At 51.5% G+C, this 26,624-nt stretch carries 23 protein-coding genes; 8 read left to right on the top strand and 15 right to left on the bottom strand.

Annotated elements, in window-relative coordinates; genetic code table 11:
• The first annotated feature begins 173 nt into the window (after positions 1-173).
• A complete protein-coding gene (locus FJM74_RS12435) occupies positions 174-2,081 on the top strand; it encodes a RecQ family ATP-dependent DNA helicase (RefSeq protein ID WP_187262936.1) in 1,908 nt (635 codons plus the stop codon).
• A gap of 191 nt (positions 2,082-2,272) precedes the next feature.
• Here FJM74_RS12435 and FJM74_RS12430 read toward each other — a convergent pair whose 3' ends face one another.
• Together FJM74_RS12430 and FJM74_RS12425 are read right to left on the bottom strand one after the other, a co-directional pair.
• Positions 2,273-3,040 (bottom strand): hypothetical protein, encoded by a 768-nt coding sequence (locus FJM74_RS12430; protein WP_206684036.1) that lies wholly within the window; start codon positions 3,038-3,040, stop codon positions 2,273-2,275.
• Positions 3,041-3,509: 469 nt separating this feature from the next.
• Positions 3,510-4,811 carry a DUF4861 domain-containing protein gene (locus FJM74_RS12425; protein WP_187262935.1) on the bottom strand — a complete coding sequence of 434 codons (1,302 nt, stop codon included), beginning with the start codon at positions 4,809-4,811 and terminating at the stop codon, positions 3,510-3,512.
• 497 nt (positions 4,812-5,308) lie between these two features.
• Between FJM74_RS12425 and FJM74_RS12420 the strand changes: the two genes are divergently transcribed.
• A complete protein-coding gene (locus FJM74_RS12420) occupies positions 5,309-6,556 on the top strand; it encodes a bifunctional 3,4-dihydroxy-2-butanone-4-phosphate synthase/GTP cyclohydrolase II (RefSeq protein ID WP_187262934.1) in 1,248 nt (415 codons plus the stop codon).
• A gap of 195 nt (positions 6,557-6,751) precedes the next feature.
• Positions 6,752-7,432, top strand: coding sequence for a hypothetical protein (locus FJM74_RS12415; RefSeq protein ID WP_187262933.1), 681 nt, complete (start codon positions 6,752-6,754; stop codon positions 7,430-7,432).
• Positions 7,433-7,563: 131 nt separating this feature from the next.
• Here FJM74_RS12415 and FJM74_RS12410 read toward each other — a convergent pair whose 3' ends face one another.
• Together FJM74_RS12410 and FJM74_RS12405 are read right to left on the bottom strand one after the other, a co-directional pair.
• Positions 7,564-8,334, bottom strand: a complete 771-nt coding sequence (locus FJM74_RS12410; protein ID WP_187262932.1) for an ABC transporter permease subunit — start codon at positions 8,332-8,334, stop codon at positions 7,564-7,566.
• Positions 8,335-8,342: 8 nt separating this feature from the next.
• Positions 8,343-9,233 (bottom strand): ABC transporter ATP-binding protein, encoded by an 891-nt coding sequence (locus tag FJM74_RS12405; RefSeq protein WP_187262931.1) that lies wholly within the window; start codon positions 9,231-9,233, stop codon positions 8,343-8,345.
• 602 nt (positions 9,234-9,835) lie between these two features.
• On the opposite strand from FJM74_RS12405, the gene FJM74_RS12400 reads away from it, so the two are divergent.
• A complete protein-coding gene (locus tag FJM74_RS12400) occupies positions 9,836-10,483 on the top strand; it encodes an HAD family hydrolase (RefSeq protein WP_187262930.1) in 648 nt (215 codons plus the stop codon).
• Positions 10,484-10,637: 154 nt separating this feature from the next.
• Here FJM74_RS12400 and FJM74_RS12395 read toward each other — a convergent pair whose 3' ends face one another.
• The 3 genes from FJM74_RS12395 to FJM74_RS12385 all read right to left on the bottom strand — a co-directional run bounded on the left by FJM74_RS12395 (position 10,638) and on the right by FJM74_RS12385 (position 13,724).
• Positions 10,638-12,116, bottom strand: coding sequence for a PQQ-dependent sugar dehydrogenase (locus FJM74_RS12395; protein ID WP_187262929.1), 1,479 nt, complete (start codon positions 12,114-12,116; stop codon positions 10,638-10,640).
• Between the two features lie 282 nt (positions 12,117-12,398).
• Positions 12,399-12,914, bottom strand: coding sequence for a cupin domain-containing protein (locus FJM74_RS12390; RefSeq protein ID WP_187262928.1), 516 nt, complete (start codon positions 12,912-12,914; stop codon positions 12,399-12,401).
• 66 nt (positions 12,915-12,980) lie between these two features.
• Positions 12,981-13,724 carry a class I SAM-dependent methyltransferase gene (locus tag FJM74_RS12385; protein WP_187262927.1) on the bottom strand — a complete coding sequence of 248 codons (744 nt, stop codon included), beginning with the start codon at positions 13,722-13,724 and terminating at the stop codon, positions 12,981-12,983.
• A 411-nt stretch (positions 13,725-14,135) separates the two neighbouring features.
• Between FJM74_RS12385 and FJM74_RS12380 the strand changes: the two genes are divergently transcribed.
• On the top strand, positions 14,136-15,029 hold the full coding sequence (locus FJM74_RS12380; protein ID WP_187262926.1) for a lytic transglycosylase domain-containing protein: 894 nt from the start codon (positions 14,136-14,138) through the stop codon (positions 15,027-15,029).
• Between the two features lie 763 nt (positions 15,030-15,792).
• On the opposite strand, the gene FJM74_RS12375 is transcribed toward FJM74_RS12380, so the two are convergent.
• The 4 genes from FJM74_RS12375 to FJM74_RS12360 all read right to left on the bottom strand — a co-directional run bounded on the left by FJM74_RS12375 (position 15,793) and on the right by FJM74_RS12360 (position 20,674).
• On the bottom strand, positions 15,793-16,926 hold the full coding sequence (locus FJM74_RS12375) for a porin (RefSeq protein WP_241739109.1): 1,134 nt from the start codon (positions 16,924-16,926) through the stop codon (positions 15,793-15,795).
• Positions 16,927-17,182: 256 nt separating this feature from the next.
• Positions 17,183-18,487, bottom strand: coding sequence for an ammonium transporter (locus FJM74_RS12370; protein WP_187262924.1), 1,305 nt, complete (start codon positions 18,485-18,487; stop codon positions 17,183-17,185).
• Positions 18,488-18,545: 58 nt separating this feature from the next.
• Positions 18,546-18,884 (bottom strand): P-II family nitrogen regulator, encoded by a 339-nt coding sequence (locus FJM74_RS12365; protein WP_187262923.1) that lies wholly within the window; start codon positions 18,882-18,884, stop codon positions 18,546-18,548.
• A 749-nt stretch (positions 18,885-19,633) separates the two neighbouring features.
• Positions 19,634-20,674, bottom strand: coding sequence for a threonine aldolase family protein (locus FJM74_RS12360; RefSeq protein ID WP_187262922.1), 1,041 nt, complete (start codon positions 20,672-20,674; stop codon positions 19,634-19,636).
• Between the two features lie 47 nt (positions 20,675-20,721).
• Here FJM74_RS12360 and FJM74_RS12355 point away from each other — a divergent pair, with 47 nt between their 5' ends.
• Positions 20,722-20,937 (top strand): hypothetical protein, encoded by a 216-nt coding sequence (locus FJM74_RS12355; RefSeq protein ID WP_317175555.1) that lies wholly within the window; start codon positions 20,722-20,724, stop codon positions 20,935-20,937.
• Positions 20,938-21,049: 112 nt separating this feature from the next.
• On the opposite strand, the gene FJM74_RS12350 is transcribed toward FJM74_RS12355, so the two are convergent.
• The gene (locus FJM74_RS12350) at positions 21,050-21,547 is read right to left on the bottom strand and encodes a metallophosphoesterase family protein (protein ID WP_187262921.1); all 498 of its coding nucleotides are present in this window, start codon (positions 21,545-21,547) and stop codon (positions 21,050-21,052) included.
• 352 nt (positions 21,548-21,899) lie between these two features.
• Positions 21,900-22,538 (bottom strand): orotate phosphoribosyltransferase, encoded by a 639-nt coding sequence (gene pyrE, locus FJM74_RS12345; RefSeq protein WP_187262920.1) that lies wholly within the window; start codon positions 22,536-22,538, stop codon positions 21,900-21,902.
• Between the two features lie 105 nt (positions 22,539-22,643).
• Here pyrE and FJM74_RS12340 point away from each other — a divergent pair, with 105 nt between their 5' ends.
• Positions 22,644-23,324 (top strand): NUDIX hydrolase, encoded by a 681-nt coding sequence (locus FJM74_RS12340; RefSeq protein ID WP_187262919.1) that lies wholly within the window; start codon positions 22,644-22,646, stop codon positions 23,322-23,324.
• Here FJM74_RS12340 and coaD read toward each other — a convergent pair.
• A complete protein-coding gene (gene coaD, locus FJM74_RS12335; RefSeq protein ID WP_187262918.1) occupies positions 23,269-23,757 on the bottom strand; it encodes a pantetheine-phosphate adenylyltransferase in 489 nt (162 codons plus the stop codon). The genes FJM74_RS12340 and coaD overlap by 56 nt on opposite strands.
• A 2-nt stretch (positions 23,758-23,759) precedes the next feature.
• Positions 23,760-24,647 carry a DUF3822 family protein gene (locus FJM74_RS12330; protein WP_187262917.1) on the bottom strand — a complete coding sequence of 296 codons (888 nt, stop codon included), beginning with the start codon at positions 24,645-24,647 and terminating at the stop codon, positions 23,760-23,762.
• 694 nt (positions 24,648-25,341) lie between these two features.
• On the opposite strand from FJM74_RS12330, the gene FJM74_RS12325 reads away from it, so the two are divergent.
• Positions 25,342-26,601 carry a pyridoxal phosphate-dependent aminotransferase gene (locus tag FJM74_RS12325; protein ID WP_187262916.1) on the top strand — a complete coding sequence of 420 codons (1,260 nt, stop codon included), beginning with the start codon at positions 25,342-25,344 and terminating at the stop codon, positions 26,599-26,601.
• The last annotated feature ends 23 nt before the right edge of the window (positions 26,602-26,624 follow it).

The following is a 26,624-nucleotide window of genomic DNA, read 5'->3' as shown; positions in this document are numbered from 1 at the left end:
AATTTTAAGATGCAAAATTAAGGATAAGACTCGAGACGTAAGAACCCGTGGTTTAGATTCTTTTTTCTGAGCCAGCACCGCAACGGGGAAAGCACTGTTAGATTTTAAAAGGCTTTTGCAGCGGCCGGACCATTTCTAATTTCTAATTTTACATCCAAACATATCTACCGCCTTTGCACGACATCCACCACATACTGAAGACTTATTGGGGCTACGACCAGTTCAGGCCGCTGCAGGAAGACATTGTGAGGTCGGTGCTGGATGGGAAAGACACGCTCGCGCTGTTGCCTACGGGTGGGGGTAAGTCTATCTGTTTTCAGGTGCCGGCCCTGGCGCTGGAGGGGCTCTGCCTGGTTATCACACCGCTCATCGCCCTGATGAAGGACCAGGTGGAGCAGCTCAACAGGCGAGGTGTGGCCGCCTTAGCGGTTTACTCGGGCATGAACCGCCGCGAAATCGACATCGCCCTGGATAACTGTGTGTACGGGAACACCAGGTTTCTGTACCTTTCGCCGGAGCGCCTGCTCACCGATCTGTTTCAGGAGCGGCTCAAGCGCATGAAGGTTAGCCTGCTGGCCGTAGACGAGGCGCATTGCATTTCGCAGTGGGGCTACGATTTCAGGCCGCCTTACCTGCAACTGGCCGAGTTGCGCAAGTGGCTGCCTGCCGTGCCCGTTATCGCCCTCACGGCCACCGCCACCGAGCAGGTAAAGCAGGATATACAGGAGAAACTGCTCTTTAAGCAGCAGCAGGTGTTCCAGAAGAGCTTTGCACGGGCCAACCTCTCGTACTCCTGCCTTTACACCGAAGACAAAGTGGGCCGCCTGCTGGAGGTGCTGCAACGCATGCCAGGGCAGGCGATTGTGTACGTGCGCAGCCGCAGGCAAACCGTGGATCTGGCCAAATTCCTGCAGAGCAGGCGCATTGCCGCTGCCGCCTACCATGCCGGACTGAAGTTTGAAGAGCGAAGTGCTGCCCAAAACGCCTGGATCCAGAACAAGACAAGGGTAATCGTGGCCACCAACGCCTTCGGCATGGGCATCGATAAGCCCGATGTGCGGCTGGTGGTGCACCTGGACCTGCCCGAGAGCCTGGAGGCTTATTACCAGGAGGCAGGCCGGGCCGGTCGCGACGAAAAGTATGCCTATGCCGTGGTGCTGTACGGGCCGAACGATGTGGCGGACCTGGAGCGAAAAGTGACCGAAGCGCATCCGCCTTTAGAGTTTATCAGACGGGTGTACCAGGCGCTGGCCAACTACTACCAGCTGGCAGTTGGAAGCGGCGCCCTGAGCAGTTTCGACTTTGACCTGCAGGATTTTGCCAAACAATACAAGCTGAAGCCGCTGGAGGTACACCATGCCATTAAACGGCTGGAAGGGGAGGGGTACCTTCAACTCAACGAAGCCTATTACCTGCCGTCGCGCCTCATGCTGGTGATGGACAGCATGAAGTTGTACGAGTTTCAGGTAATACACCCGGAACACGAGGCGCTGGTGCGCATGATCCTGCGCGTGCATGGGGGGGAGGCCTTTAGCAACTTTGTGAAGGTGTCGGAGCGAAAGCTGGCTCAACTAGTGCACCTGACGGAAGAGAACGTGCGGAAAAAACTCGAGTACCTGCACAAGCTGCAGGTGCTGGTGTACGAGCCGCAGCACGATGCCGCTCAGCTGCTGTTTACGCAGCCCCGCCAGGATGCCCTGAGCCTGCCCCTGGACCACGCCAAGCTGAAATGGCTGCGGGAACTAGCCCTGCTGAAGGTAAAAGAAATGGGCCGCTACATCGAGACCAGCGACCGCTGCCGCACCCAACTGCTGCTGGAATATTTCGGGGAGATCAGCGACAAAAGCTGCCGCATTTGCGACTACTGCCTGGTCCAGCGCAAAAAAGAGCGGACCCTGCAGGAGCAGGAGGCCCTGCGGACTAAAGTGCTGGACCTGCTGCAGGAAAAGCCCTGCCTGCCCAAAGAGCTGGTGCAGCAATTTGAGCCGAAGCATGTAGAAGCTGTAACTGGTATACTTCGCGAACTCGTGGACATGGGGAGAATCAGATACGTGGAGAGTGGGAGGCTGGAGATTAGGTAAGGGGCAGGTAATACTTCCGCGAGCTGTCAGCTCCCGTAGCTCTGGTGAGTAGCTCCCGCAAGTTGAAAACTAGGGGTATTGGTGAAGATGCTACACCCAATTATTCCAATGAAAAAGCCCCTCCGGAGGTGTTGCTGCTCTTGCTGCTGCTGGGGGCATGGGCACCCGAGAGGGGTGCGGCTACGGGAAACTTACCTTTTCCCCTGCTTGGCGGTAATGTTGCTGCCGCCCACGTTTATCACCACTCCCAGCGAGAAAACGGAGTAGGCGGCGGTCAGGTAATCTCGGTTTTTGAGGCCGATGGTGGTGCCGCTGGAGTATTGGAGCTGTACCGAGGGGTTCAGGGTAAGGCGGGTGTAAAAGATGGGCTCAATGAAAATATTGTCTTCGGGGGTAGCCGCTATTCCATTCCGCTTAAAATCGCTCATGTTGATGTAGCTGCCGCGCAGGGTTGTGCCATAGTTTAAAGGAAACTCCTGGCTAAATAACTTTAACGATTTCTTGCGCTTCGAACTGAAGTTAACCTGCACAAAATACTTGCTGAAACTGGCTTCGAAGCGGTCGGTCACCATTTCGCCCGCGTTGTTTACTTTTTTGTCGACCCGGTCGCTGCTGCCACCGCCAAAGCCTCCGTACACTTCCAGCACGCGGTTGGCTTCCGGGCCAAAGGTGGTGAAATAGCCTCCTGCCGCCTCGATCAGGTTATGCCGGAAATCTCTTTTGCGGCGCTCGGTGTTAAGCATCGAGCCATTAACCTGCACCGCAAAATGATCTGTAACAGCGTAGGCGGTGTTGAAAGTAACATTGCCTTTGGGCGTGATATGACCTCCGGCACTTAACTCCCCTTTTTCGGTAAACATGGGCACGTTCGGCACGTTGGGCATATAGGTCGAAACACAGCCTGACATCGTTACAAGAAGAAAGAGTGTCGCAAAATGCAGGTAAAGAGGTCGTTTCATATAAAAAATAAGGTGCTTGCAGTTCTTGGGGTGGAGTTGGTCTGTCACCAACAGCTTCTCAATAATACAATAGAGTAATTATCTGAAATTTATCGAGCCTCAATAATACTATACAAAATCGTGCATGTCCAGCTATTTCTGAATTATTCCGTCAAATATATCCAGGGACAAGTTAATTTCTGGCAGCCGGCAGCGTTGGTGGCGTTTCCGGGATCTGGCATAAATAACTGCTGGTAAAGTAAATAGAGGGTCTGTGCGATGCCGGAATTTTACAGAGGCGTTTTCCGGCGGCTGGCAAGAGTAAAGAATCCCCGTTGCTTCTGCCAGAGCGTGAACGGGGATTCTTTGTTGTAGAAATACTATGGTAAGGCTGCCGGGAAGTGCTTTAAAAAAGAATCGCTGAGCAGGGCAATAAACATTGCGCCGGCAAGGCTCTTCTGATTCGTGCTGCTGGTTAGACCAGGCTTTGTTACTTCACTGTCACGTCAACTTTAGCGTCTATCTGCTGCGTCAGGTCCTTTACATAGTTTCTGAAGTAGTCCAGATTTTTGAACTGCTCATCGCTTACTTCCCAGGCGCCAACTGCATAGTAAGTTATGGGTTCGTCGGCCTTCACGGCTAGCTTTGCGAACCAGGCCTGTGCCACGGGGCCGGTTTCAGGCGCGGCAGTGTAGCCCTGGTAGGCATCTTTGGGTACGAGGAGCGCCAGCGGGAGCATCCATTCTTTGTTGTAGGTTTCGTTGTCGTGGGTGAGCAGGGCTATCCAGTTGTCGCCAACTGGCATCTCTTCCAGCGGAAATGTCTTGTCCAGGTTGTTCATGCCCACCAGCAGCGTCTCGTCGCCTTGCAGCCCCGAGGTTACGCTCACCGTGTTCTGGTAGGCATACATGCCCGGCGTAATGGCTGGGGTCTCCACCATGGTATAGCTGCGGGCGGTGTTGGCCGGTTTCCAGTTGTTGTAGCTGATCTGCATTTTGGAGCGCACAGGACCTTTTGCCAGAATCCGGAACACGGTGCTCTCCACGTTGTTCACGGTGTCGTTGTTGGTAATGCCAATGCGCGGAAATTGGTCGCCTATCATCATAGCCACGCCACCGATACCTACCGAGTTGCCAACTGCCATTATATCGCGGCCCCAATCCTGCATCTGGTGGTAATTGTCTTCCACGGCGCCTGTAGCACTCAAGCCCACCTTATCCGGCGACATGGCGGCTGTTTTTTTGCCGAACAGGTCTTTGGAGTTGCGTCCGTCCAGGTAATGCCTGAAACCCACTTTGTCATTTTCCCAGCTGGGGCCGTCGGTCTGGTAAGGCTGGTAACCCAGGGCGGTGTGCACCTGGTTGGCAGACAGGGTATCGCTGGTTTTGGGCTGTACCGGCTGGTCTTTGGCACTGCGTTTGCCAAACCGGACATTGGTGCGAACGGTATGTTGGGGCGCTGTGTTTACCCAGGTTAGCTGCAGCACCTGCTCGCCATTGGCGGGTAAGTCAGTTACCAGAAAAAGCTCGTCCCACTTGTTGTCGCCATCCAGGTCGTCGAGTTGAGAAGCTATGGTGTCGCCGTTCTGGGTGAGAAGGAGCGGGTACACCTGTCCTTCTGGAATACCGGGCAACTCGCTTCTGTTAATGGCAATAGCCTTGTCGGTGAGGGCGATGGCGGCACGGTTCCGGAGCGTGATCTCCTGCGAATCGGTAGAGCCGGATGACTGGCAGGAGAAAAGCGTGCCCCACAGGCAGGCCAGGGAAAGGGCGGAGATTCCTTTTTTTATCATGCAGATTTTATGTTTTTTGATGAAAATGAATCAATCGGAAGAAGCCACAATATAGGAAGAATCTGGTAAAGGTAACGAACAGGAGAGCCTGCCATCTGCCACAGCATGAGGTAGGCCGCAAAACCGGGAGTTGAGCCTGATGAAAGTAGGGAAACTCTAACTGGGAAGCTTTGATAAAATCTAACTGAATGCGCCTGACCATCCCCTAAAGCCAAACCAACCATTTAACCATTTAACAATTAGCACATCAGCACATTCAACTAAATTATTCTAATGAAAAGGCCCCTCCGGAGGCGCTGCTCTTGCTGATGCACGAGCGGCAGGCTGGTCCTGTGCAGGTGCAGCGGGCATTCAACTATTCCTGCCCCGATGGTGTTATCAAATATAAAAGGGATTGCGGCTGAATCTTTATAGATTTGCACTGCAATACAATTATTCAAATTTTAATCAATAGGCAGCTGCGCCTGTACTAGGGGCAGTGGCCGGTTTTATAGAATATGGAAGCTATCGAAAAGGAAGAAACGCTGTCTTTCAATACCATTGAAGAGGCGATAGAAGCTATCCGGCAAGGTGAAGTCGTGATTGTGGTAGATGATGATGACCGCGAGAATGAAGGCGATTTTATATGTGCCGCTGAAAAAGTAACCCCTGAGATCATCAACTTTATGGCCACCCATGGCCGGGGCCTCATTTGTGCGCCCCTCACCGACGAGCGCTGCGAAGAGCTGGGGCTGGAGCTGATGGTGGGCAAGAACACCGCTCTGCATGCCACCCCCTTCACCGTGTCGGTAGACCTGATCGGCCATGGCTGCACCACCGGCATCTCGGCCTCCGACCGGGCCAAAACCATACAGGCGCTCATCAACCCCGCCACCGACCCCGATTCGCTTGGCCGGCCGGGCCATATTTTCCCACTGAAGGCGAAGCAGGAAGGTGTGCTGCGGCGGCCCGGCCACACCGAGGCAACAGTAGACCTGGCCCGCCTTGCCGGTCTTGCACCTGCCGGTGTGCTGGTCGAGATCCTGAACGAAGACGGCTCCATGGCCCGCCTGCCCGACCTGGTAAAAGTGGCCAGGCGCTTTAACCTGAAGCTCATCACCATTAAAGACCTGATCGTGTACCGGCTGAAGCAGGAGAGCCTTATCAGCAGGGATATTGCCATACAGTTGCCAACCGATTACGGCGATTTTGATTTATACGCTTTTACGCAGCGCAGCAACAAGGCGCACCACCTGGCCCTGGTAAAAGGAACCTGGGAAGAGGATGAACCGGTGCTGGTGCGGGTGCACTCTTCCTGCGTAACCGGCGATATTTTCGGCTCGTGCCGCTGCGACTGTGGCCCTCAGCTGCACGAGGCCATGCGCATGATCGACCGCGAAGGCAAAGGCGTGATTGTGTACATGAACCAGGAAGGCAGGGGCATTGGGCTGCTCAACAAGCTGAAGGCCTACAAACTGCAGGAGCAGGGGCGCGATACCGTAGAGGCCAACCTGGAACTGGGCTTTGGCATGGATGAGCGGGATTATGGCGTAGGGGCACAGATTCTGAGAGACCTGGGCGTAACAAAAATGCGGCTGATCTCAAATAATCCTAAAAAGCGCATCGGCCTGATAGGCTATGGGCTGGAGGTAGTGGAGAATGTGCCGATTGAAATTGTGCCAAACGTGCACAACCAAAAATACCTGGCCACCAAACGCGACAAGCTGGGGCATACCATCCTCAGCAACCTCTCGCTGAAGCTCTAACTATAGGTTTGTAGAATAGAAGACTGATTGTCAGAAGTATAACTGTTCTGACAATCAGGCTTTTTTATTTATTTTTTTAGTGAGAAGGGCAACATTTTTTTTAATTAACAATATACAATAGCTGGTTGTTAGTTGAATACCCACATTTGGGTTGGTAAACATGGCAGGGGGTGAGTGTTTAAGTGACTCTGGCTTATGAAAGAAAAATTAAATTTGCTGCGTCGGGGCGTAGCGCTCGCACTTATAAGTATTGTTGGGTTAAACACCTCCGCACAGAACCGGCTGGCCCCGGATGTACAGGAATGGCCGGTGGGTGAGGTCGTGCTCGTGTCTGGCGAGACGCTGCAGGGGCCGATCACCTACTATCGCACCGAGGATGTGGTAAACGTGCAGCAGGCCGATGGCACCCTCAGGGCACTGTCGCCGGTAAGCGTTAACTATTTTAAAGTACAGGAGTCGCCCGACGCCTACACCCGTTATTTTGTCACCTACGACTGGAACCTAGACAAGGCTTACAGCGACTTCCGGAAACCTACTTTTTTTGAACGGATGAACAAGGGGCCAATCACGCTCATTACCCGCGAAACGTATTTGCACCGCGACGTTTCTACCCGCAGACTTATGAGGCGGGACGGTTCCCTTAATTCTTATCACAACTCCGATGTGCCGAACTATGTGCAGCAGGTGGTGCCTGTGTACTATATCCATTTTCCTGACGGCGAGATCCGGAACCTCCGCAACATCAGGAAAGACCTCAACAAGATTTTTGGGAAGAAAGCAGGTGAGGTGAATAAGTACGTAAAAAAGCACCGCCTCTCCTACGATAAGCTTCACGGCCTCATCGCCATCATCAATTACTACAACACGCTGCAGTAACGCTTCATTTAATTCAAATTTAGAAATGAAGCGGTGGCTGTTCCTTTCTTATCAGGTCAGGTTTCTCAACAATGCCGTTTGCCATCCTGAGGGATGCGCACCTTCCTTAATTTCTAATTTGGCGAAAGCCATTACAGATCCCGGAACCTGAGCAGCAGGTACGATACCAGCAAAAATAAACCGATATAGCCCAGCGCCGGCAGGGTAGCCCAGGCAGGTGTGAGCAACTCTGTGGGGCTGGTGGCCTGGTCGAGGAGCTGCTGCACCGGCAGGGGGGTGAGGCTGGAGAGCACTTTCGTCGGAAAGAACTTGTCTATGTGGTCTGGTATCTGCGACCGGATGATCGGCTCCAGCACCAACACATAAGAAATAAAGGCGATAATGGCCAGGCCGCTCTTCTTGATAACAAAGCCAAACAGCATGGCCAGCGACATAAACCCTACTGCCTGCAGAAAATAATAAAACAGCGCATCCAAGTGCTGCATAATGGCTCCTGCAGACGTGTCGGTGCTGTGCCTTAATCCGAAAAATAAGCCTATCAGCAGCAGGAACAGGGTGCAGACAGCGGCTAGCCCCAGGGTTACGTAGAACTTTGCCAGCACCAGCTCCACCCGGCTAAGCCCATCCATGATCTGCTGCCTGAATGTCCGGAAGGTGTACTCATCCGAAACCAGCACAATAACCAAAATGCCCAGCAAGGTGTTAAAAAAGCTGGAAATATAGGTCAGTTTCAGCCATATGTCCGGAAACTGGTAATTGGCAGCGCCCAGTTGGGTGTTGTTGATGGTAATGTCGTGCACCGAGTAGAAAATAAGGAACACCAGCAGCATAAAAATGCCCAGTATAACCCAGAAAGTGCGATAAGGCAGTATTTTATATAACTCTAAGCGAAGTAGGTTCATCAGGTAAATCAGTTTTTGATAATCTCCATAAATTGAGCTTCGAGGCTTTTGCGGCGCACAATAAGCTGCGACAGCACAATGCCCTGTGCAAACATGTCGCGGTTAATGTCCTGGCTGTTGTAGCCTTCGCTCAGCGTCAGAACAATGCCCTCTTTGTCGGGCCTGAACTGCACCACATAGGGCAGGCGCTCCAGCAGGTCCAGCACAGGCTGCTGCTCAGGCGCGCTGATCAGCAGCTGCTCATTGGCCGAAAGTATGTCGCCTACCGACCCGGAGGCTTTCAGTTTGCCGGATTGCAGCACGGCCATGTGCGTACACACCTTCTCCACCTCATCGAGCAGGTGACTTGCCAGCACAATGGTTTTGCCCTGCGAGGCAATGCGCAGGATCAGGTCGCGCACTTCGGCAATGCCTTGCGGGTCGAGGCCGTTGGTAGGCTCGTCGAGCACCAGCACTTCGGGATCGTTGAGCATGGCGGCACCAATGGCCAGGCGCTGCTTCATGCCCAGCGAAAAGCCTTTAAAGGCGGTGTTGCTGCGAGTGCCTAAGCCCACCAGGTCGAGCACGGAGTTGATGCTGGCAGGGTCGGCTCCTTTTATTTGCGCCGCCAGTTGCAGGTTGCGTTTTGCCGTTAAGTACGGGTAAAAGTTTGGCGTTTCAAGTAAGGCGCCGATGCGCTGCTTGGAAGTCTTGCTAACGGAGGTGCCGAACCAGCTAAAGCTGCCACTGCTTGGCCGGATCACGTCCAGGACCATGCCCAGGGTAGTGGTTTTGCCGCTTCCGTTCGGGCCGAGCAGGCCGTAAATGCTACCTTCCTCCACCTGCAGCGTCAGCGCGTCGAGGGCCTGTATGCTGCCGTACCTTTTGGAGAGGCCATTTATGTCTAAAACTGTTGCCACAGGGGTTTCTGGTTTAGGTATTTTAAGAGTTGACCGGTGAAACGGCCAGGGAAGCAAATATAGAATTTTTAATTTGTTTAGGAGGGGCAAAAACAGCAAATCTGTCATCAGGCGGTTAAGGCAACTTTCGATTTTAAATGTGTACGTAAAGCGGGAACTCTAGTGGAGCCGTTGCATTGCCAGGTTTAACTGCCGGCCGAAGTTGAGGGGATGGGGGCAATAACAAATTATTCCAATGAAAAAGCCCCTCCGGAGGTTTTGCTGCTGCTCTTTAGATTAAAGTTTCTAGATTTTTTGCCTGAATTTCTGAAAAGGGCACTTCCTCAGGAATTTACAACACCGAAGAATGGGCAGAAGCATGTGGAGGAGGAAGGAGCATGGTTGATAGCGGGTACATTTTTTAGAATCTCCAGATCATCAAATCTCCACATCCATTAATATCCGGTTATAAAATCTGGAGTTGTAACATTGATTGAGTTGAGGCGTTAATATTGTAACTTGCGTTCTGACGGAAGAGCCGGCGACAGGTTATCATATATCAGAGTATCACTACCAGCCTTTACTATACCCATGCAATCTAGGCTGAAGCTAACAAGACATACATGTTAAAAAATACAGACAGTATCATATTTGACCTCGATGGCACCCTTTGGGATGCCACCGCCACCGTTGCAAAAGCCTGGCAGGCGGCAGTGAACAGGGTAGATTATGTGCAGGACGAGGTAACACAACAGAAAGTGCAATCTATTACCGGCATGACCTACGATGCCATTTACGAGAAGCTGTACCCCTACCTGAGCACAGAACAGCGCAACGAACTGAAAGCCCTTTGTGCCAAAGAGGAGCTGGAGCACATGAACAGGTATGGCGGAAACCTCTACAAAGGACTGGAGAACACCTTGCGCGCTTTAAAAGAGAAGTACCGCCTGTTTATCGTGAGCAATTGCCAGGTAGGCTATATCGAGACTTTCCTGGCGCACAGCAAGCTCCACGATGTGGTGGAAGACCACCAGTGCTACGGCACCCGGAGCCTGCCTAAAGCTGAAAACATTAAGGAGGTGATCAAACGAAATAACCTTGCTCACCCCGTGTATGTAGGCGATACCATAGGAGATTATGAGGCCAGCAAAGGGGCAGGAGTGCCGTTTATCTACGCCAGTTACGGCTTTGGCGAAGTGCCCGGGTACGATGCCCGCATCGACAGCCTGCCGGATCTGAAGAAGTTGTTTTTAGAGAGCGAAGAACTATAACAGAGGTAAGAGTTGAAAGTTTCTAGTGGCTTTCGCTGATCTGAAGAGCAGCAGCAGCAAAAGACTCGCGAGGCTGAATTTCATTAGAATAATCTGCCACCCAAATGCAGTCAGTTATGCCTCCCGACTCTCAACTCTTAGCTTCAAATGCCCGTCAATCTGTCGGTATTAGCTTGTATACATGGCCGGTTTCTACGCCAACGTACAGGTAGCCATCGGGACTTATTCTTACTTCCCGCACCCGGCCGATGTTGGGCAGCAGCTTTTCTTCGCTTACGATTTTGCCGTTCTCTATTTTGCATCGGCTCAGAAATTTAAAGCGGAGGGAGCCTGTCATCAGGTCGCCTTCCCAGCCTTTGTAGCGGTTGCCGGTCACAAATGCCATGCCCGACGGTGCAATAGAGGGAGTCCACTGCCAGATGGGGTCTTCTATGCCTTCCTGCTGGGTTTTGTCGGTGATGGGTGTGCCGTTGTAGTTAATGCCATACGACACCACTGGCCAGCCATAGTTCAGGGCGGGCTTTACAATATTTACCTCATCGCCGCCACGTGGCCCGTGCTCATGCGACCAGAGCTCACCCGTAGCCGGGTTAAAGTCGAGCCCCTGCGGGTTGCGGTGGCCGTAGGAGTAGATAGAAGCCAAAGCTCCCTGTTTGTTTACAAACGGGTTGTCGGCCGGGATGCCGCCGTCGTCTTTGATGCGGTGTATTTTGCCCAGGTGCCGGTCGAGGGTTTGCGGGTTCTGTTTTTCGTTGCCCCGATCTCCCACCGAAAAATACAGCAGGCCATCTTTGCCAAATACCATGCGGGAGCCATAGTGGTGCCGGGTTTCTGAATAAGGCTGGGCCTCAAAAATCACCTTCTGCCCGGTGAGCCTGTTGCCATCCAGCTTAGCACGCATAATAGCGGTGGTAGACAAGGTTTTGCCTCCTTCCTGCTTTATGGCCGAGTAGGACAGGTAAATAAAGTTGTTTTTGTTGAAATCAGGGTGAAGCGCCACATCCATCAGACCTCCCTGGCCTTCGGCGCGTACTTTTGGAGCTCCCTGCACCGGCTGCAACTCCTTGTTTTTGGAGACCCTGTAGAACTTGCCCGACCGTTCTGTTACGAGCAGCCCGCCATCCGGCAGAAAGGCAATGCCCCACGGAACGCCAATGCCGCTAACCACCGTTTCTAGTCTAATTTTCTGAGTTTCTGAGCTGTAGTTTTCCTGCGCACTCTCCTTCTCCTCAAACGAGTAGGCCTCCACCGACTGAATGCCTTCTTTTATGTAGGAAACGAGGTTCTCAATTTCGGCATCGGAAAAGGTTTGGGCAAAAGCAGGCATGCCGGCGGCCGGAATACCCTCTTTTATCGATTTAAATATTTCTTCGCGGGAGTTGCCGTGCTTCCAGCGCCGGTCTGCAAAGGTGGTGGCATTTTCGCCGTGGCATCCGGAGCAAAAGCTGGCAAAGGTGGTCTGTGCCTTTTTGGCGTCAGCGTCGGACAGGGCCGCCCCTGCTGTGGCTGTCCCGGTGGTGGTGTCGGTAGTGCTGCCTGAGGCGGTAGTCGTGTTGTTGACAGAATTTGTGCAACTCTCCAGGCCGAATAAAACAATGGCCAGCAATGGGAGTACCCGGTTTATGTGAAGCATAACAGTATGTGTAGTTCAGTAGTTTTGGGTTAGGTAATATGTGGGCGGCAGGCCCCCGGAAATAAATTATTCTAATCAAAAAGCCCCTCCGGAGCCGCTACTGCGCATGCTTTCTACAAAAAACCAGAAATTTAACAGGCACAGCAGCAGGAACACCACAACAAATAGTGGATGCAGTCCCTAAAACGGTAAATCTTACCAGAAGATACAAAAGGCATTTAGCCAACTGCCGCTTTTTTGGTCAAATATCGGGCAGCCTCCAAAGGTCTGGCCTCCGATATGCTACTGTTGCCGCCAGTGCTGCAACAAAGGGCCATGTCTGCCGGCTACCGGGTCGGCAAGCGGCAGGGCCACTTTGGCAATGTTCTTTACTTTTTCGGCCACATCATCGGTTTCTTTGCAAATGTCGTAATCCTCCTGGCCCTGGGGGTAGGCGCCTATTACACGGAAGTTGGAGGAGGCCTGCTTGCAGCAGTGGCCGGTTCCGGCTGGCAGCACCACCATGTCGCCGGCTGTTACTTCTACTTCCTGACCACCCGGTCCGCCAAAAATAAGGGTTGCTGCACCTGCTGCCACTCCCAACACCTCGTGGGCCACGCTGTGGTAGTGGTGGTAGCCAAATACGCCGTTGGTCCAGGTGCCCGCCCAGCTGTTTTCCCTGAAGGCCTCCTTGAACTGGTGCTCCAGGTTGTCGCCTGCCCGGAACACCTGCCGGTAGAGGAGCAGCGGCAAATCCGGGTTGTTGGGAATGCCCTTGCCAGGAGACAGAAGGATAGGGCTTGCGCTTAGTATTCTCATTTTCTTTAGCTTGTCAGAAACAAAAAAACATCTGTCCGAAGCCGGTCCGCGTCCGTGTTGGCAGGGCTAGCCTTTCTTTGTAAAGATGATGTCGGCTGTGCAGGGCAGCATTTCTCGTAAGATGCTGGCCTTGGATAAGGCAAAGTAATAGATCGTTTCTATGGCTCCTCTGTTCTCCAGCGAGGGGTCAAAGTTAAGTTCACAGGCAAGGTTCTGTTCTGCGGCAAGTTCCATTATTTTTTGCTGGATCAGTACGTCTTCAGGCACCTCGGGGCGTTTTTTGTTTACCCGGCTATGGGCTTGCTTATAGATGTATTTCTTGCAGGTGGGCTCATAGAGGTACAGGCAAACCCCTCCCGGCCGCAATACACGGTTTATTTCTTTGAGAGAGCTTCGGTGCTTTACAAAATGATGCGCTGCGGCAAAACAGAAAACAAGGTCAACAGAAGCATCCGGAAGCGGTATCTCGTAGCTTCTGCAGGCAAACGTGTTGTCGACCTTCACCTTAAATATATCTTCCCAGTATTTAATAGACTCGATGGCATAAGGGCTGATATCGGAGGTGTGCAGCGTAGCGCCCGGATAAAGCGACTTGATAATACAGGAGGCCCACCCCTGGCCAGCCCCTAACTCCAGCATAGAAGAAGCCTTATCGAAATAGCGATGGTACCTTTTTACTTTGTTGTAAAATACCGGCGCCTCGCCCATTTTGTTGAAAAGGTTCTCGAGCGTAAACACAGTAGGATTCTCCCTGGCAGAGTCTTTCCAGAAATTGATCTCTATTTCTTCCTTTTCCTCAATTTTGCGCATGTTTAATTTTTTGATGTAAAAATAGAGAAAAACATAAGGATGCCTACTGTTTTTTTAATTAGGATTCTGAAGGGGCTGCCTGGTAATTTGTTGCCACAGGAAGGTGAAGATATTAGTGGGCTGTAGTTCTGCTCCTCTACGGTCTGAAGTGCGCAACCAGAAAAGGAGTAGACCGGCCCGGCAAAATCCATGTTTCCTCTTGCCGGAGCCTGGGCAAATTAGAAATTAATGCTCAGATGTCTGGTAAGGGAAAGGCTGTAAAAATACCGCCGGCTACGTACTAGAAACCAGGGCTGCCCGTTACAGGAGTAAAGCCGCTTTCGGTTTATTTTGCGGGCGCAGCGTTTATTTCTCCCGGTTTTTTAAAGTATATTTATAGCCAGACTTTTTTAACACATATTCTTATCTTTTATGTTTACCCTCCGCTACTGGAAACCCGCCTTACTTGGTATTTGCCTGATCGGTACCGTGAATTTATGCAGCCAGAAGGCCGCAGAACCCGAGTTCGTATACAAGCAATACCGCTCTTACCCTGTGCCGGAGCAAATGACGTTTGCCGGAGAAGCTGTGCCGCTCCAGATACCAGATGTGGCCGAGCGACTGGACAGGGAGCTGCAGTCGAATGCTTATTTTCATTCCAATACCATACTGGCGCTCAAGAGGATCAGCCGCCACCTGCCCGAGATAGAGGCCACCCTGCGGGAGCAAGGCTTACCCGACGACATTAAGTATGTGGCCCTGGCCGAGAGCCTGCTGGGCAATGTGGTGTCGCCGGCAGGAGCAGCCGGGGTTTGGCAACTGATGCCGGATACCTCGCGTGGGTACGGGATCATTATCAACAACGAGATAGATGAGCGCTACCACCTGCCAAAAGCCACCGTGGCGGCTGCCGCCTATTTTAAAACCGCAAAGGCGAAATTTGGCAGCTGGACGAATGCCGCCGCTTCCTACAACCGCGGCATGAATGGCCTGCAGCGTGCCCTGGATGCGCAGCACGTAAGCTCCTACTACGACCTGTACCTCAACGACGAAACCTCGCGCTACCTGTTCCGGATACTGGCCCTGAAAGAAGTGCTCTCCAACCCCGACCGCTACGGCTTTGACACCAGCCGGATAAAAGGCTACGTCCCTCTGAAAAGCCGGACCGTAACGGTAACGGAGTCTATACCGGACCTGCCGCAGTTTGCGCTCGACAATGGCACCAATTACAAGACCCTGCGCCTCTATAACCCCTGGATAAAGGATTATAAACTAACGGTAACCTCTGCAAGGCCCAGCTATGAGTTGCAACTGCCTGCCCTCTAAGCTGGTTGTGATAATGACTCCTACGATTTCGCGGCAGCGGAGCCTCCGGAGGGGCTTTCTGATTAGAATAATTTGAGCGTTTACCCTACTTGAGGTAAGAATATTCTGATATCTATGGGTCCCATCTGGCTTAGCTGCTGCTGGATTCGGTGCCATTTAACTATATTATTGCAAAGCCGTGGCTCCGAGCGCTCACGGCTGGGGCAGGGGTCCTATATAAGCGAGGCCTTGTCCCTGGCCATCGGCGCTGTGTTCGCTCCTGTCAGGGGGGCAGGGGCCCCTTTTTGACTCGCTCTTGCTCAGGCTGCCTGCGGCACCGGACCTCTCAAATAGAGGGCCCCTTCACCCGGCGCCTCAAGCCAGAGACTGGGATTTTTTAGGTAGCCAGCTCCGGTCATTCATTTCCGAATTTTCGAATCGAGAAATTTACACATTGAACAATTAGTACACTAGCTAAATTATTCTAATGAAAATGCCCCTCCGGAGGATTTGCTGCTGGCGTTGCTGTTACAAAGTTGAGCGGGAAGAGATGAAGGTCTGGTCAACAGGTGTAAAAACAAAGAGCAGAAGCCCGGCCTTCTCAGTACCCGGCTTCTGCCCGACCTTGTTGTTTGTAAAAGGGTCAATAGCTTAAAAATGGACGGATAATATTAATTTTTTGCTTGCATAGGCCAGGGGTTAAGTTTTCAGAATAAGGGTTTAGAAGTAGTCGGTAAGTTCTTGCTGACCAACCCGGCTGTTGAGGAGCTATGAGTGGGTACTATTATTTGCAGAGACCGAAGGTGTAGATAAAGGCCGCCCCTATAGTTGCCTGGTTTTTCCTGGTCATGTTGCCGGCTTTATCTTCAAAGAAGCCGTTGCTGGCAAAGTCCATTCTAACCTCGGGCTTCAGGATAAACTGGCTGTCGGCTAATTTAATGTCGCCGGTAAGCGTGAAAGCTGTTACGTCCAGTGGCCCAAAGTAGCGCACCCCGCTCGGGTCGGAGAAGTATTCGGAACGGAGCCCGAAGGCTACCCTGTCGCTGGCATTATAGTTCAGGTATAAGGCTGCGCCACCCCAGCTTGCGTCAGAGTACCAGGGGTTTCCGGGCGCAGGGTTCGGGCTTTCTTCATTGCCTGACAGGAAAGAGCCATACGCCGCGTTGATGCCAACCTTAAAATCGTCGGTTACCTGGTACGAAGTGGTAAGGTCGAACAGGCTGGTGTAGGAACCGGACAGCTCGCCAAAGTTAGAAGCGGTGTTGTGCTCATCGCCACCGATCCAGTTCAGGTAAATGTCGAAGCCGGAAACAGGGGCCATGTAGAACTGCGCCACCAGCGATTTCTGCTTGTTATAATCCTTAATGCCGTCCCAGCCTTGTACTACGCCCATCATTACCCCAAACTTGTCGCTGATGTTGTAGTTGAGTTTGGCGCCGGTATGGTAAAACGGCCCATTGCCGAACAGGTAGGAGAGGCTGTAGTTGAAGTTAAGCGGCGCATCTATAAGCTCGTAGCCGATGTGCGTGCCAAACTGCCCGGCTGTAACCGACAGCTTATCGGTCACATCGTAGGTCAGGAAGGCCTGCTTGATGAACCTGGTATTTCCTTCGTTGCCAAAGTTGCCCAGCTCCGCATTCGGACCTATGGTGAGGTCGGCAACTGCATGAAACTTGCCATAGCTGTAGGCGAACATGGTCTGGGCAAGGCCCATAGAAACCCTGTTGTGGTTCAGGTCAAAAATTCTTCCCTGGTTGGTATCAGATAAAGGATTGTTGGTATTGTATTGATAATAAGCATCCACATAGCCAGAGAACTCGAACTTGCTTTTGGATTCAGGTGCGGGATTCTCCTGAGCAATGGTTACATTTGCTGTTGTAAAGAATGCCGCAGCGGCGAGAGGTAAAAGTCTTTTCATATTCATTTGCTTCTGTTATTTTATAATTTTCTGAGAAAAGTGTTTTGGTAATCCGTTCTTCTGCTTCTCTTAAATTGCCGTTTAAGGGAAACATAGTGGGGAGTCTGGATGCTGAATGCTACATATTGTGAGTAGCAGGACCGTGGATGGCCTTTTGTTGAGGCGGCTTCTTTACACTGAGTGAGTAACCGCCGTGGTCATGTGGTAAGCGCATAACCACAGCGGTATTCTGCCCGGTACAAGAAGGTAAAGGAGCTTAGTGGGTTACTGTTGTTTTCTTTTTGGTTTCGGCTGCGCTGGCATACCCGTTCTCTAATCTGGTAACTTCGTAGGCAGGGGCGTTTATGTCTGGGTAAGCGTGCATTTTGTGCTCGTGCATGTCAAGCCCCTCAACCTCTTCTATCTCACTTACCCGGATGCCAGCTATCGCCCTGATAGCAAACCACAACGCAAAGGCGAACGCAAAGCTGAAAGTGCCCACTACCCCAATACCAATCAGCTGGCTCAGCACCTGGTCAAAACCAGCCAGGTTGCCGAATAAGCCAACAGCCAGCGTTCCCCAGATGCCGCAGATAAGGTGTACTGAAAGTGCTCCAACCGGGTCGTCTAATCTGAGTTTGTCGAACAGCATGACACCCAGCACCACCAGTCCGCCGGCCACCAGGCCAATGACAACGGAATCTACCACTCCCATCTGGTCGGCGCCGGCGGTAATGCCTACCAGGCCGGCCAGAATGCCGTTCAGCATCATAGACAAATCTTTGGATTTAAAGAGTGCCAGCGAAGCAAACAAGGCGCCGACAGCACCTGCGGCAGCGGCAAGGCTCGTCATTACCAGTACTCTCGATACAGCGCCAGGGTCAGCAGAAAGCACGGAGCCGCCGTTAAAACCGAACCAGCCCAGCCACAGGATAAACACACCAATCGTAGCCAGCGGCATGCTATGGCCCTGGATGGGTTTTATTTTACCGCCCACATACTTGCCTAACCGCGGGCCCAGCAGCAGAATGCCGGCCAATGCTCCCCAACCGCCCAGAGAGTGAACAATGGTGGAGCCTGCAAAATCATAGAAAGGTGTTTCAAGTGTGTTAAGAAAACCGCCACCCCATTTCCACATGCCTACTATTGGGTAGCATATGCCAACAAATAGGAGAGAGAAAAAAATGAAGCTGCCCAGTTTCACGCGTTCTGCCACAGCACCCGATACGATAGTGGCGGCCGTTGCGGCAAACATCCCCTGAAACAGGAAATCTGTCCAGAAAGTGTAGCCTTCGTTATAGGCCGAGGTCTCGCCGCCTTCCGGAAGCGGAATCCCGAAACCGGCAAAGCCAAAGAGGCCCCCTGTAAAAGCCTCACCCGGGTACATCAGGGAAAAGCCCCACAGCGCATACGTTAAAAGTCCCAGGGGAGGAATAAGGCTATTCTTAAACAGGATGTTAACGGTGTTCTTCGATCGGGTCAGCCCGGATTCCAGGGAGGCAAAGCCCAGGTGCATGATGAAAACGAGAAAGATGGAAACCATCATCCAGACATTGTTTACAACAAATAGTTCTTGTGACATAGGTTTAACAATTAAAGTTGTTTGATAAGTTTTGATGAAAATGAGTGGTGAGAGGGGCTTACAGTGCGAGTTCTCCAATTTCTCCTGTCCTGATCCTGATTACTTCCTGCACATCCATGACAAATATTTTTCCGTCTCCCACCTTGCCTGTTCCGGCTACCTTCAGAATTGTGCTGATGACATCGTCCATATGTTCGTCGGTTACAACCAGCTCAATTTTAGTTCTCGGTATAAAGCCCGCGTTATAGGTGGCTCCCCTGTACACCTGGTCAGTGCCATGCTCAAGCCCAAACCCTTTTACATCGTAGGTAGACATAAAAGGAACTCCAATTTGCGCCAAGGCTTCGTATACTTCTTCAAATTTGGATGTTCTGATGATTGCTTCGATCTTCTTCATATAGATTTTAAATTTAAAGGCTTATAATTAATGGGGGTGTTTGTTTAAATTTTAATAAAGTTATGCATCAATTATTAAAAAACAATAGGGGTAAAGTTTGTAATCATGTAAAATAGATAAATTACCCCTTTGTTTTTAAGGGGGTATGGTTCGAATAAATTGTACCGAGTGATATTGTATAAAAAGCGGATTTGTACTTGCGATCGTTCTGCCTGTTTCTTAGAAGAATAGGATAGAGCGGACTGCTTTAGCAGCAGCATTGGCCTGAATTAGATATTATGGCTTTGGAATATTGCATAATACTAACTTGATTTTTGAGATGGAGAAGCCTGTCGACTGACTGAAAGTTTGGTTCAGCTTGTGTCGGAATTGTGGACTTTAGCTTGTAGTAAGGATAAAAGCGGAGGTAAAAAAAAATTCAAAAAATTTAAAAAAAATTTAGACCCCTACTTAAAAGCATGGGGGTGATGTTTAAAAAAGCAAAAAAATTGGATATGGGTATGGTGTTTTATGGGGGTGTTTGCTTGAAAATAGGAAAGAAATAATTTATGCTAGTGAACTTGATTGAATTGTTATACTGAATTATCCGATGAAGTGGCTGGTGGGTGTGCCTGAACTAAGGTGGCGGAAAGGAGTGGTATCTGACAGGTTTAAGAATGGGAGATACTTGGAGTTATCAGAGACAGGTAGAACAAAAAATGCGTGGAACCGGTTAGGTCCTCACGCATTTTCAGGATAAGATAGCAAATTTAAAATGCGCGTTCTCCATTCAGCGATGTCAGCACCTGCAGGGTGTGGACCAGCAGTTCCTCTGTTATATCGAGATGAGTAACGAAACGGACCAACTGCGGGCCAAAACTGGTGGCTTTTATAGAATGACGGGCAAGTTCCTCCACAAACGCAGCACCGGTATAGCGGTTGTTGAGTTTAAAGACAACGATATTGGTCTGCACCGGCAGTACCTGCTCCACATAATCTGCCTGCAGGAGCACCTCTTCGAGTGCCTTCGCTTTGGCGTGGTCTTCGTGCAGCCGCTCTATGTGGTGATTGAGGGCGTAAAGCCCGGCGGCTGCCAGGTAACCGGCCTGACGCATGCCTCCGCCCAGCGCTTTCCGGATCCGGTTAGATTTCTTTATAAAGTCCTTGCTGCCCAGTAGCACAGACCCTACAGGTGCCCCGAGTCCTTTGGAGAGGCAAATGGAGATGCTGTCGAAATAGTGCCCATAGGCTTGTGGCTGCTCGTTGGCCGCGGTCAGCGCATTGAAAACGCGGGCACCATCGAGGTGCAGGGCCAGCCGGTGCTTCCGGCACACTGCCGAGATGGCGGCAATCTCTGCTAGGGTATAGTAAGCGCCGCCGCCCTTGTTGGCCGTGTTCTCCAGCGATACCAGCTTTGTGACGGGAAAATGTATATTGTCGAGGGGGCGGATGTGGGCTTCCACCTGGGCAGGCGTTAGTTTTCCGCGCTCCCCGTGCACCAGCGCCACAGAAGCACCAGCGTTAAACATAATACCGCCTCCTTCATATTGGTAGATATGCGACGATACATCGCAGATAATTTCGGTCAGCGGCTCGGTGTGTGCTTTAATGGCAATCTGGTTGGTCATGGTGCCCGACGGGCAGAAAAGACCGGCTTCCATTTCGAACATTTCGGCTGTCTTTTGCTCCAGTGCTTTTACAGTGGGGTCCTCGCCGTATACATCGTCTCCTACCTCAGCCTTAAACATAAAGGCCAGCATGGCAGGAGTAGGCTTTGTGACGGTGTCGCTGCGTAAATCAGTAATTAACATATATTGGCAGTGTAAAAACTTTACTTTGTAAAAATAAAAACTTACTTTTGCCCTTCAAATTAAATATTGCAACGATGGGAGTTACAAGATTAAAAAGAAAAGACCGTAAGAATAAAGCAAGAGCTAATAACAGACAAACGAGAATCAAGCAACTGTTATTGACGCCAGTTATCAAGAATGTTGACATGGACGAGCTGAGAGCTCAGTTTGGCGAAGCTCCAAAAAACAAAGTAGCCGCCTCGGAAGAGACTGCTGCTGAGTAGTTCTTTTACGGGAAAGTAAGCCCATCTGCCTGCCGCTGCTATTTCGGCAAATGGCGGCGGCTTACTAGATAAAGATGTTAAGGAGTGTGTCTGCATAGCAGGCACACTTTTTTTATGCCCGCTTGCCAAGCTCTATCACCTGCAGTTCCTGTACCTGGCCAGCCTCCACGCTGAATCGAACCATGGTGCGGGTGGTATGGAAACCGTGCTTGCCGGCAGCCCCCGGATTTATGTGCAGCAGGTTATGGAGACGCTTGTCGGTCATGATCTTCAGGATGTGCGAATGGCCTGTAATGAAGAGCCTCGGCGGATTCTGCTGAATTTCCTGCCGGATATCGGGGTTGTACTTGCCGGGGTAGCCCCCAATGTGCGTCATCAGCACATCGAGCCCGTTCACGGTAAAGCGGTTCACCTTGGGGTGCACCTGCCGTACGTCCTGCCCATCTATGTTGCCATACACGCCCCTTACCGGCGCCAGCTCCTGCAGCCTCTCCGAAATAGCCTGCGTACCAAAATCTCCGGCATGCCAGATTTCATCCCGGTCGGCGAGCAGCCGCAGAATCTGGTCGTCAAGATAGCCGTGTGTGTCGGAGAGGAGGCCTATTTTCATGTGCATCTAATTTAAAGATCTGGAAATTATTTGAATGAAAAGGGCCTTCCAGAGGTACTTAGCGCTGCTGTTCCTGCAAACAAAAGATCAATTTCTATTCCTTGTCTAAGAACATGCCCATAAAGTCTGCCGGATAAAGGATTAGGAAATAGCTTCCTGAAGGCCCTTTTCATTCAAATAATTCATTCCTGCCCCAAAAATACTACAATCGGTTATACGGGCCTTGTATTTTTATGAAAGGAAAAATCTGCAAATCCGGAAGTAATACCAGACGGCAGATTTCTCTTAGCATACGAAGAACAGGGAAGGAATCAGCACTTTCTGTGCTCTCAACCGTCCCTATCAAAAGAAATTAAACGCCCCAGGTGTCAGGCGACTTGCGCCACTCTGCCAGTGCTGCCATAGCGCTTTCGGGAATATAGCCATTGGCCAGGGCTGCTTCGGTCAAGGCCTGGTAGTTGCTCAGGCAATGAAGCGGGATGCCCGCTTTTCTGAAATTCTCTTCGGCCACCGAGAACCCGTAGGTAAAGATGGCGGCCATGCCCACTACCTCGCCACCGGCTGCCTGCACCGCCGCTGCCGCTTTCAGGGAACTTCCACCGGTCGAGATCAGGTCCTCCACGAGCACTACTTTCTGCCCTTCGAGCAGGCGGCCTTCGATCTGGTTGCCCATGCCGTGGCTCTTGGGCTGCGGCCTTACGTATAGAAAGGGCATCTCGAGCAGGTCGGCCACCAGGGCGCCCTGGGCTATGCCTGCCGTGGCCACGCCGGCAATTGCCTCTGCGTCCTTAAAATTGGCCTTTATCAGGTCGGCTAATCGGTCTTTGATGTAGCTTCGGATATAGGGGAACGACAAGGTGATGCGGTTATCGCAGTAGATAGGGGAATTCCAGCCGGAGCTCCACTTAAACGGAGTGTCCGGGCTTAGTTTCACTGCCTCTGTTTCCAGTAGAAAAGAGGCAACCTGATGTGCAGTTTGCTTTGAGTCCATAGAGCGAAATTACAGAAATATTTGCCTTTTTGGGAAGCTGTATTTCGATTGGGAAGATTTATTTATCTATTTGCGTATATTTGAAGACCACCAGCGGTACCAGACATGAACGTTTTTATAAACGATATTCCTTTAATTCTAAAGAAATCGACCGAAAAGGTATACAAGCACCACTACGACCTCATTCTGCACGCCAATGATGAGTTTTCTTCGAAAGACCTGGTGGGCGATGTGCTCATAAAAGAGGCTGACACCCCCCTGATAGACAGGCTGGTGCGCCTGATGGAAGTGAAGAAGCTAAAAAAGCTCAACTCGCTGACACTGGTGGCCGACAAGATGAAAAAGATCATCGTGCACCTCAAAGACCAGTTCAAGATCGTAAAGGCTGCCGGCGGACTGGTGGTAAAAGATGGGAAAATCCTGATGATTTACCGGCTCGGCACCTGGGACCTACCCAAGGGTAAGCTGAACAAGAAGGAAAACGTAAAAGAGGGCGCCATGCGCGAGGTGGAGGAAGAATGCAACATTCAGGTAGAAGTGGCGGGAAAGCTGCCAAAAACCTGGCACTCCTACGCCTACAAAGGAAACAAAATCCTGAAGAAGACCACCTGGTTCCTGATGAACTGCACCGACGACAGCCTGATGAAACCCCAGGCAGAGGAGTTTATAGAAGAGGTGCGCTGGATGACGCCCAATGAGGTGATACAGGTGCTACCTGAAGCCTATTCCTCTATAAGTTTTGTGGTGAAACACTATCTTCAATCGCTGAAATCGGGAAAGGTATAAACTCATCTACATTGCCGCCAAACCGGTGAATTTCGCGGATAATGGATGAACTGATGGCGGCCAGGCGCGGTGCCGTGATCAGGAAGACCGTCTCCAGCTCGGGGTTTACGTGGCGGTTCGCTGAGGCAATGGTATTTTCGTATTCAAAGTCGGTGGTGTTGCGCAGACCGCGCAGCAGGAACCTGGCGCCTTTCTCGCGTGCAAATTCGGCCGTCAATCCCTTGTACGACTGCACTTTTATGTTCGGCTGCTCCTTAAAAACATCCTCAATAACCTGCACCATGCGCTCCACCGGTATGTAGCGCTGCTTGGTGGTGTTGTTGCCGACGGCAATGATAAGCTCATCGAACAGGTGTGCGCCCCGCAGCACCACATCGTAATGTCCATTGGTAAACGGATCGAAAGATCCTGGGAACAAGGCTATTCTTTTCATAATCAATCGCAGAGGTGTATGCTGTAGAGCTCGAAATAGCGATGCTCAAAAATGTCGTCGAACTTGTAGCTATACGCCACGTCGGCCGGTTTCTTGCCAAACCGGATGTGGCGCACATATTTTTGCAGCATCGAGAACAGGGCCGAGTCGTGGGTGATGTCGCCCAGCACCGTAATAGTTTCTGCCTCCGGATCCATTTTCTGTTCCTGCATCACAAAAATGACAAAGTAAATAAAATCTTCGGGGCCCAGGTACTGGAAAATATTGCAGAACTCCAGTCCGCTCTTGCTGATCACGGTAATAGTGACATAGTGCTGCTCCACAAACAGGTACAGCCGGCGCTCCCGGCTGCGGCCGGTTTGGTGCAGCAGGCTCCGGATAAGGGCGCTGGTCTGGTGCAGGTACAGCACCGGCTTGTGGTGGGTAATTTCTTCCACAGCCTGCAGGATAACAGCAGGCACTGAGAAGATGTTTACGGCCTCCAGGTCGGCATGGCGGTAGGCCAGCACCTCGTCCTGCTGCGGGTCCAGCTCGCTGTGCAGGCGCAGGTAGTCGGCCTGATGCGCCGGCTCAAAAAGCGTTTCGGGCACCAGCGTAAAATTCTGGTTGCTGATCAACACCCGGATGCCGTGCCAGCCCCGGTGCTTCAGGATGGCGCTGCTTTTGGCTATGAGGCGGAGCTGCTCGGCCACCTGCTGCGCCGAGAACACGGTGAGCAGCTCATAGTCTTCCAGCACCACAAATTTGTTGCGTTTCAGGTCGACCACCCCGAGCCGAACCGATTTCTGGCTGATGGCCAGGTACAGGTTGCTGTCGGGTGCCTGCGAAAGCGCAAAAGCCTCGTCAAGTATCTTGTGTGAAAGCCGGAAGTGCGTGCTGTTCGTATTCAAATTAGTGGGTAATAAAGAAACTGATTGCCCGAGCAGGTGCCTTACTGCCTCGCATGCTGCAAGTATATAAAAATTATGGCAATTGTGCTGCCTGCAGCCCATGGAATGATTACATGCGTGATCGAGAGAATCAGGGGAGAGAGATGAAGTAAGTGCCTGCCTTGGTGGTAAGAGCATGGCAGCCAGATCAGAAACGGGAGGCAGTGCCTGTGGCAGAAAAGGCTTCCGGAAGGCCATTTTCACTCGAATAATTGCCGGGAACCAGGCAGCTTCATCTGGCGAATTCACTTTGTGAGTTTCCTGGCGGTCACTTAAGCGCTCCTTCTCCTTTTCCTCATCTAATTAGTACCCACCTGCAATTATTCCAATCAAAAGTGCCTTCCCGAGTGTTTTTCAACCTAAGCCATCCTCCTTACCATATTGCTCTTGAGAGGGTGTGGCCTTATAAGATCCGGGGAATAAAAGCAACTCTGGTTTATGAATTTGTCCGTGGCGACGATTTCCAGGCCGGACGATTCCGTTTATAATCTAACGCATGACCTGCCCAGGAGCAGCGCTTTTTGAAATGTATGGGATGGAATGGAATTTAAAATCGGCTTCCGGACGTTTAGGAGGAACAGGGCCGAATTTTAATTTTTGGGCCTGGATGCTTCATATTGAAATCCAAATGTTTAAATTTGGAAAATTTGAGTTTATGATACAGCGGAGTTCGCGGCTCGACAACGTGTTTTACGAAATACGTGGGCCCATTTTTGAGAAAGCGCAAGAGCTTGAGCGCCAGGGGTATAAGATCACGAAGTTGAACATTGGAAACCCGGCGCCTTTTGGATTTGATACCCCAGACGAGATCATTCATGACATGATCCTGAACCTGCGCAACGCGCAAGGGTACACCGACTCCAAAGGACTTTTCGCGGCCCGCAAAGCAGTAATGCACTACATGCAAAGCAAGTCGGTGCGAGACGTGAAAATAGACGACATTATCATCGGCAACGGCGTGAGCGAGCTTATCCTGATGTCGATGCAGGCGCTGCTCAACAACGGCGATGAAATCCTGATCCCCTCGCCGGACTACCCGCTCTGGACGGCTGCTGTCACACTTTCTGGCGGCAAGGCCGTGCATTACCTTTGCGACGAGGAGTCGGACTGGTATCCGGATGTGGCCGACATGGAGAGCAAGATCACGAGCCGGACCAAGGGCATTGTCATCATCAACCCAAACAACCCGACCGGCACCGTTTACCCGACCGATGTGCTGCAGAAGATTGTGCAGGTGGCGGAGCGGCACAACCTGATCATTTTCTCAGACGAGATCTACGACAAAATATTATATGACGATACTGCCCACTTCTCTACGGCGGCCCTTTCTGACGATGTGCTCTTCCTGACCTACAGCGGCCTGAGCAAGAACTACCGTGCGGCCGGTTTCAGGGCAGGCTGGGTGGTTATCAGCGGCAAAAAGTCTATTGCCAAATCGTATATAGAAGGCCTCAACGCCCTGGCCAGTATGCGCCTGTGCAGCAACGCGCCGGCCCAGTTTGTGATCCAGACGGCCCTAGGTGGCTACCAAAGCATCAACGATCTTGTGCTGCCAAAAGGCAGGCTGCGCCGCCAGCGCGATGTGTGCTACGAAAAGCTGACCTCCATTCCGGGCATTACCTGCGTGAAGCCGAAAGGAGCTTTTTATATGTTCCCAAGAATTGATGTGAAGAAGTACAACATCCTCGACGACCAGCAATTTGTACTCGACCTACTGGAAGAGCAGCGGGTGCTGATGGTGCAGGGCAGCGGCTTTAACTGGAGCAAACCCGACCATTTCAGGGTGGTGTACCTGCCAACTGTGGAGGAACTGAACGAAACCATGGATAAACTCGCGCTTTTCCTGGAGCACTACAACGGGGCAAAGTCTCTGGAGCTTCCCAAAGACCTGGAGGTTAGCCTCGACATGAATTAAGCCATAACTAACCTCAACTTGGC

Source organism: Pontibacter beigongshangensis, from assembly GCF_014332515.1.
GTDB classification, from domain to species: domain Bacteria; phylum Bacteroidota; class Bacteroidia; order Cytophagales; family Hymenobacteraceae; genus Pontibacter; species Pontibacter beigongshangensis.
Note: the sequence above shows the minus strand (reverse complement) of the source record. Positions and strands in the feature narration are given on the sequence as shown.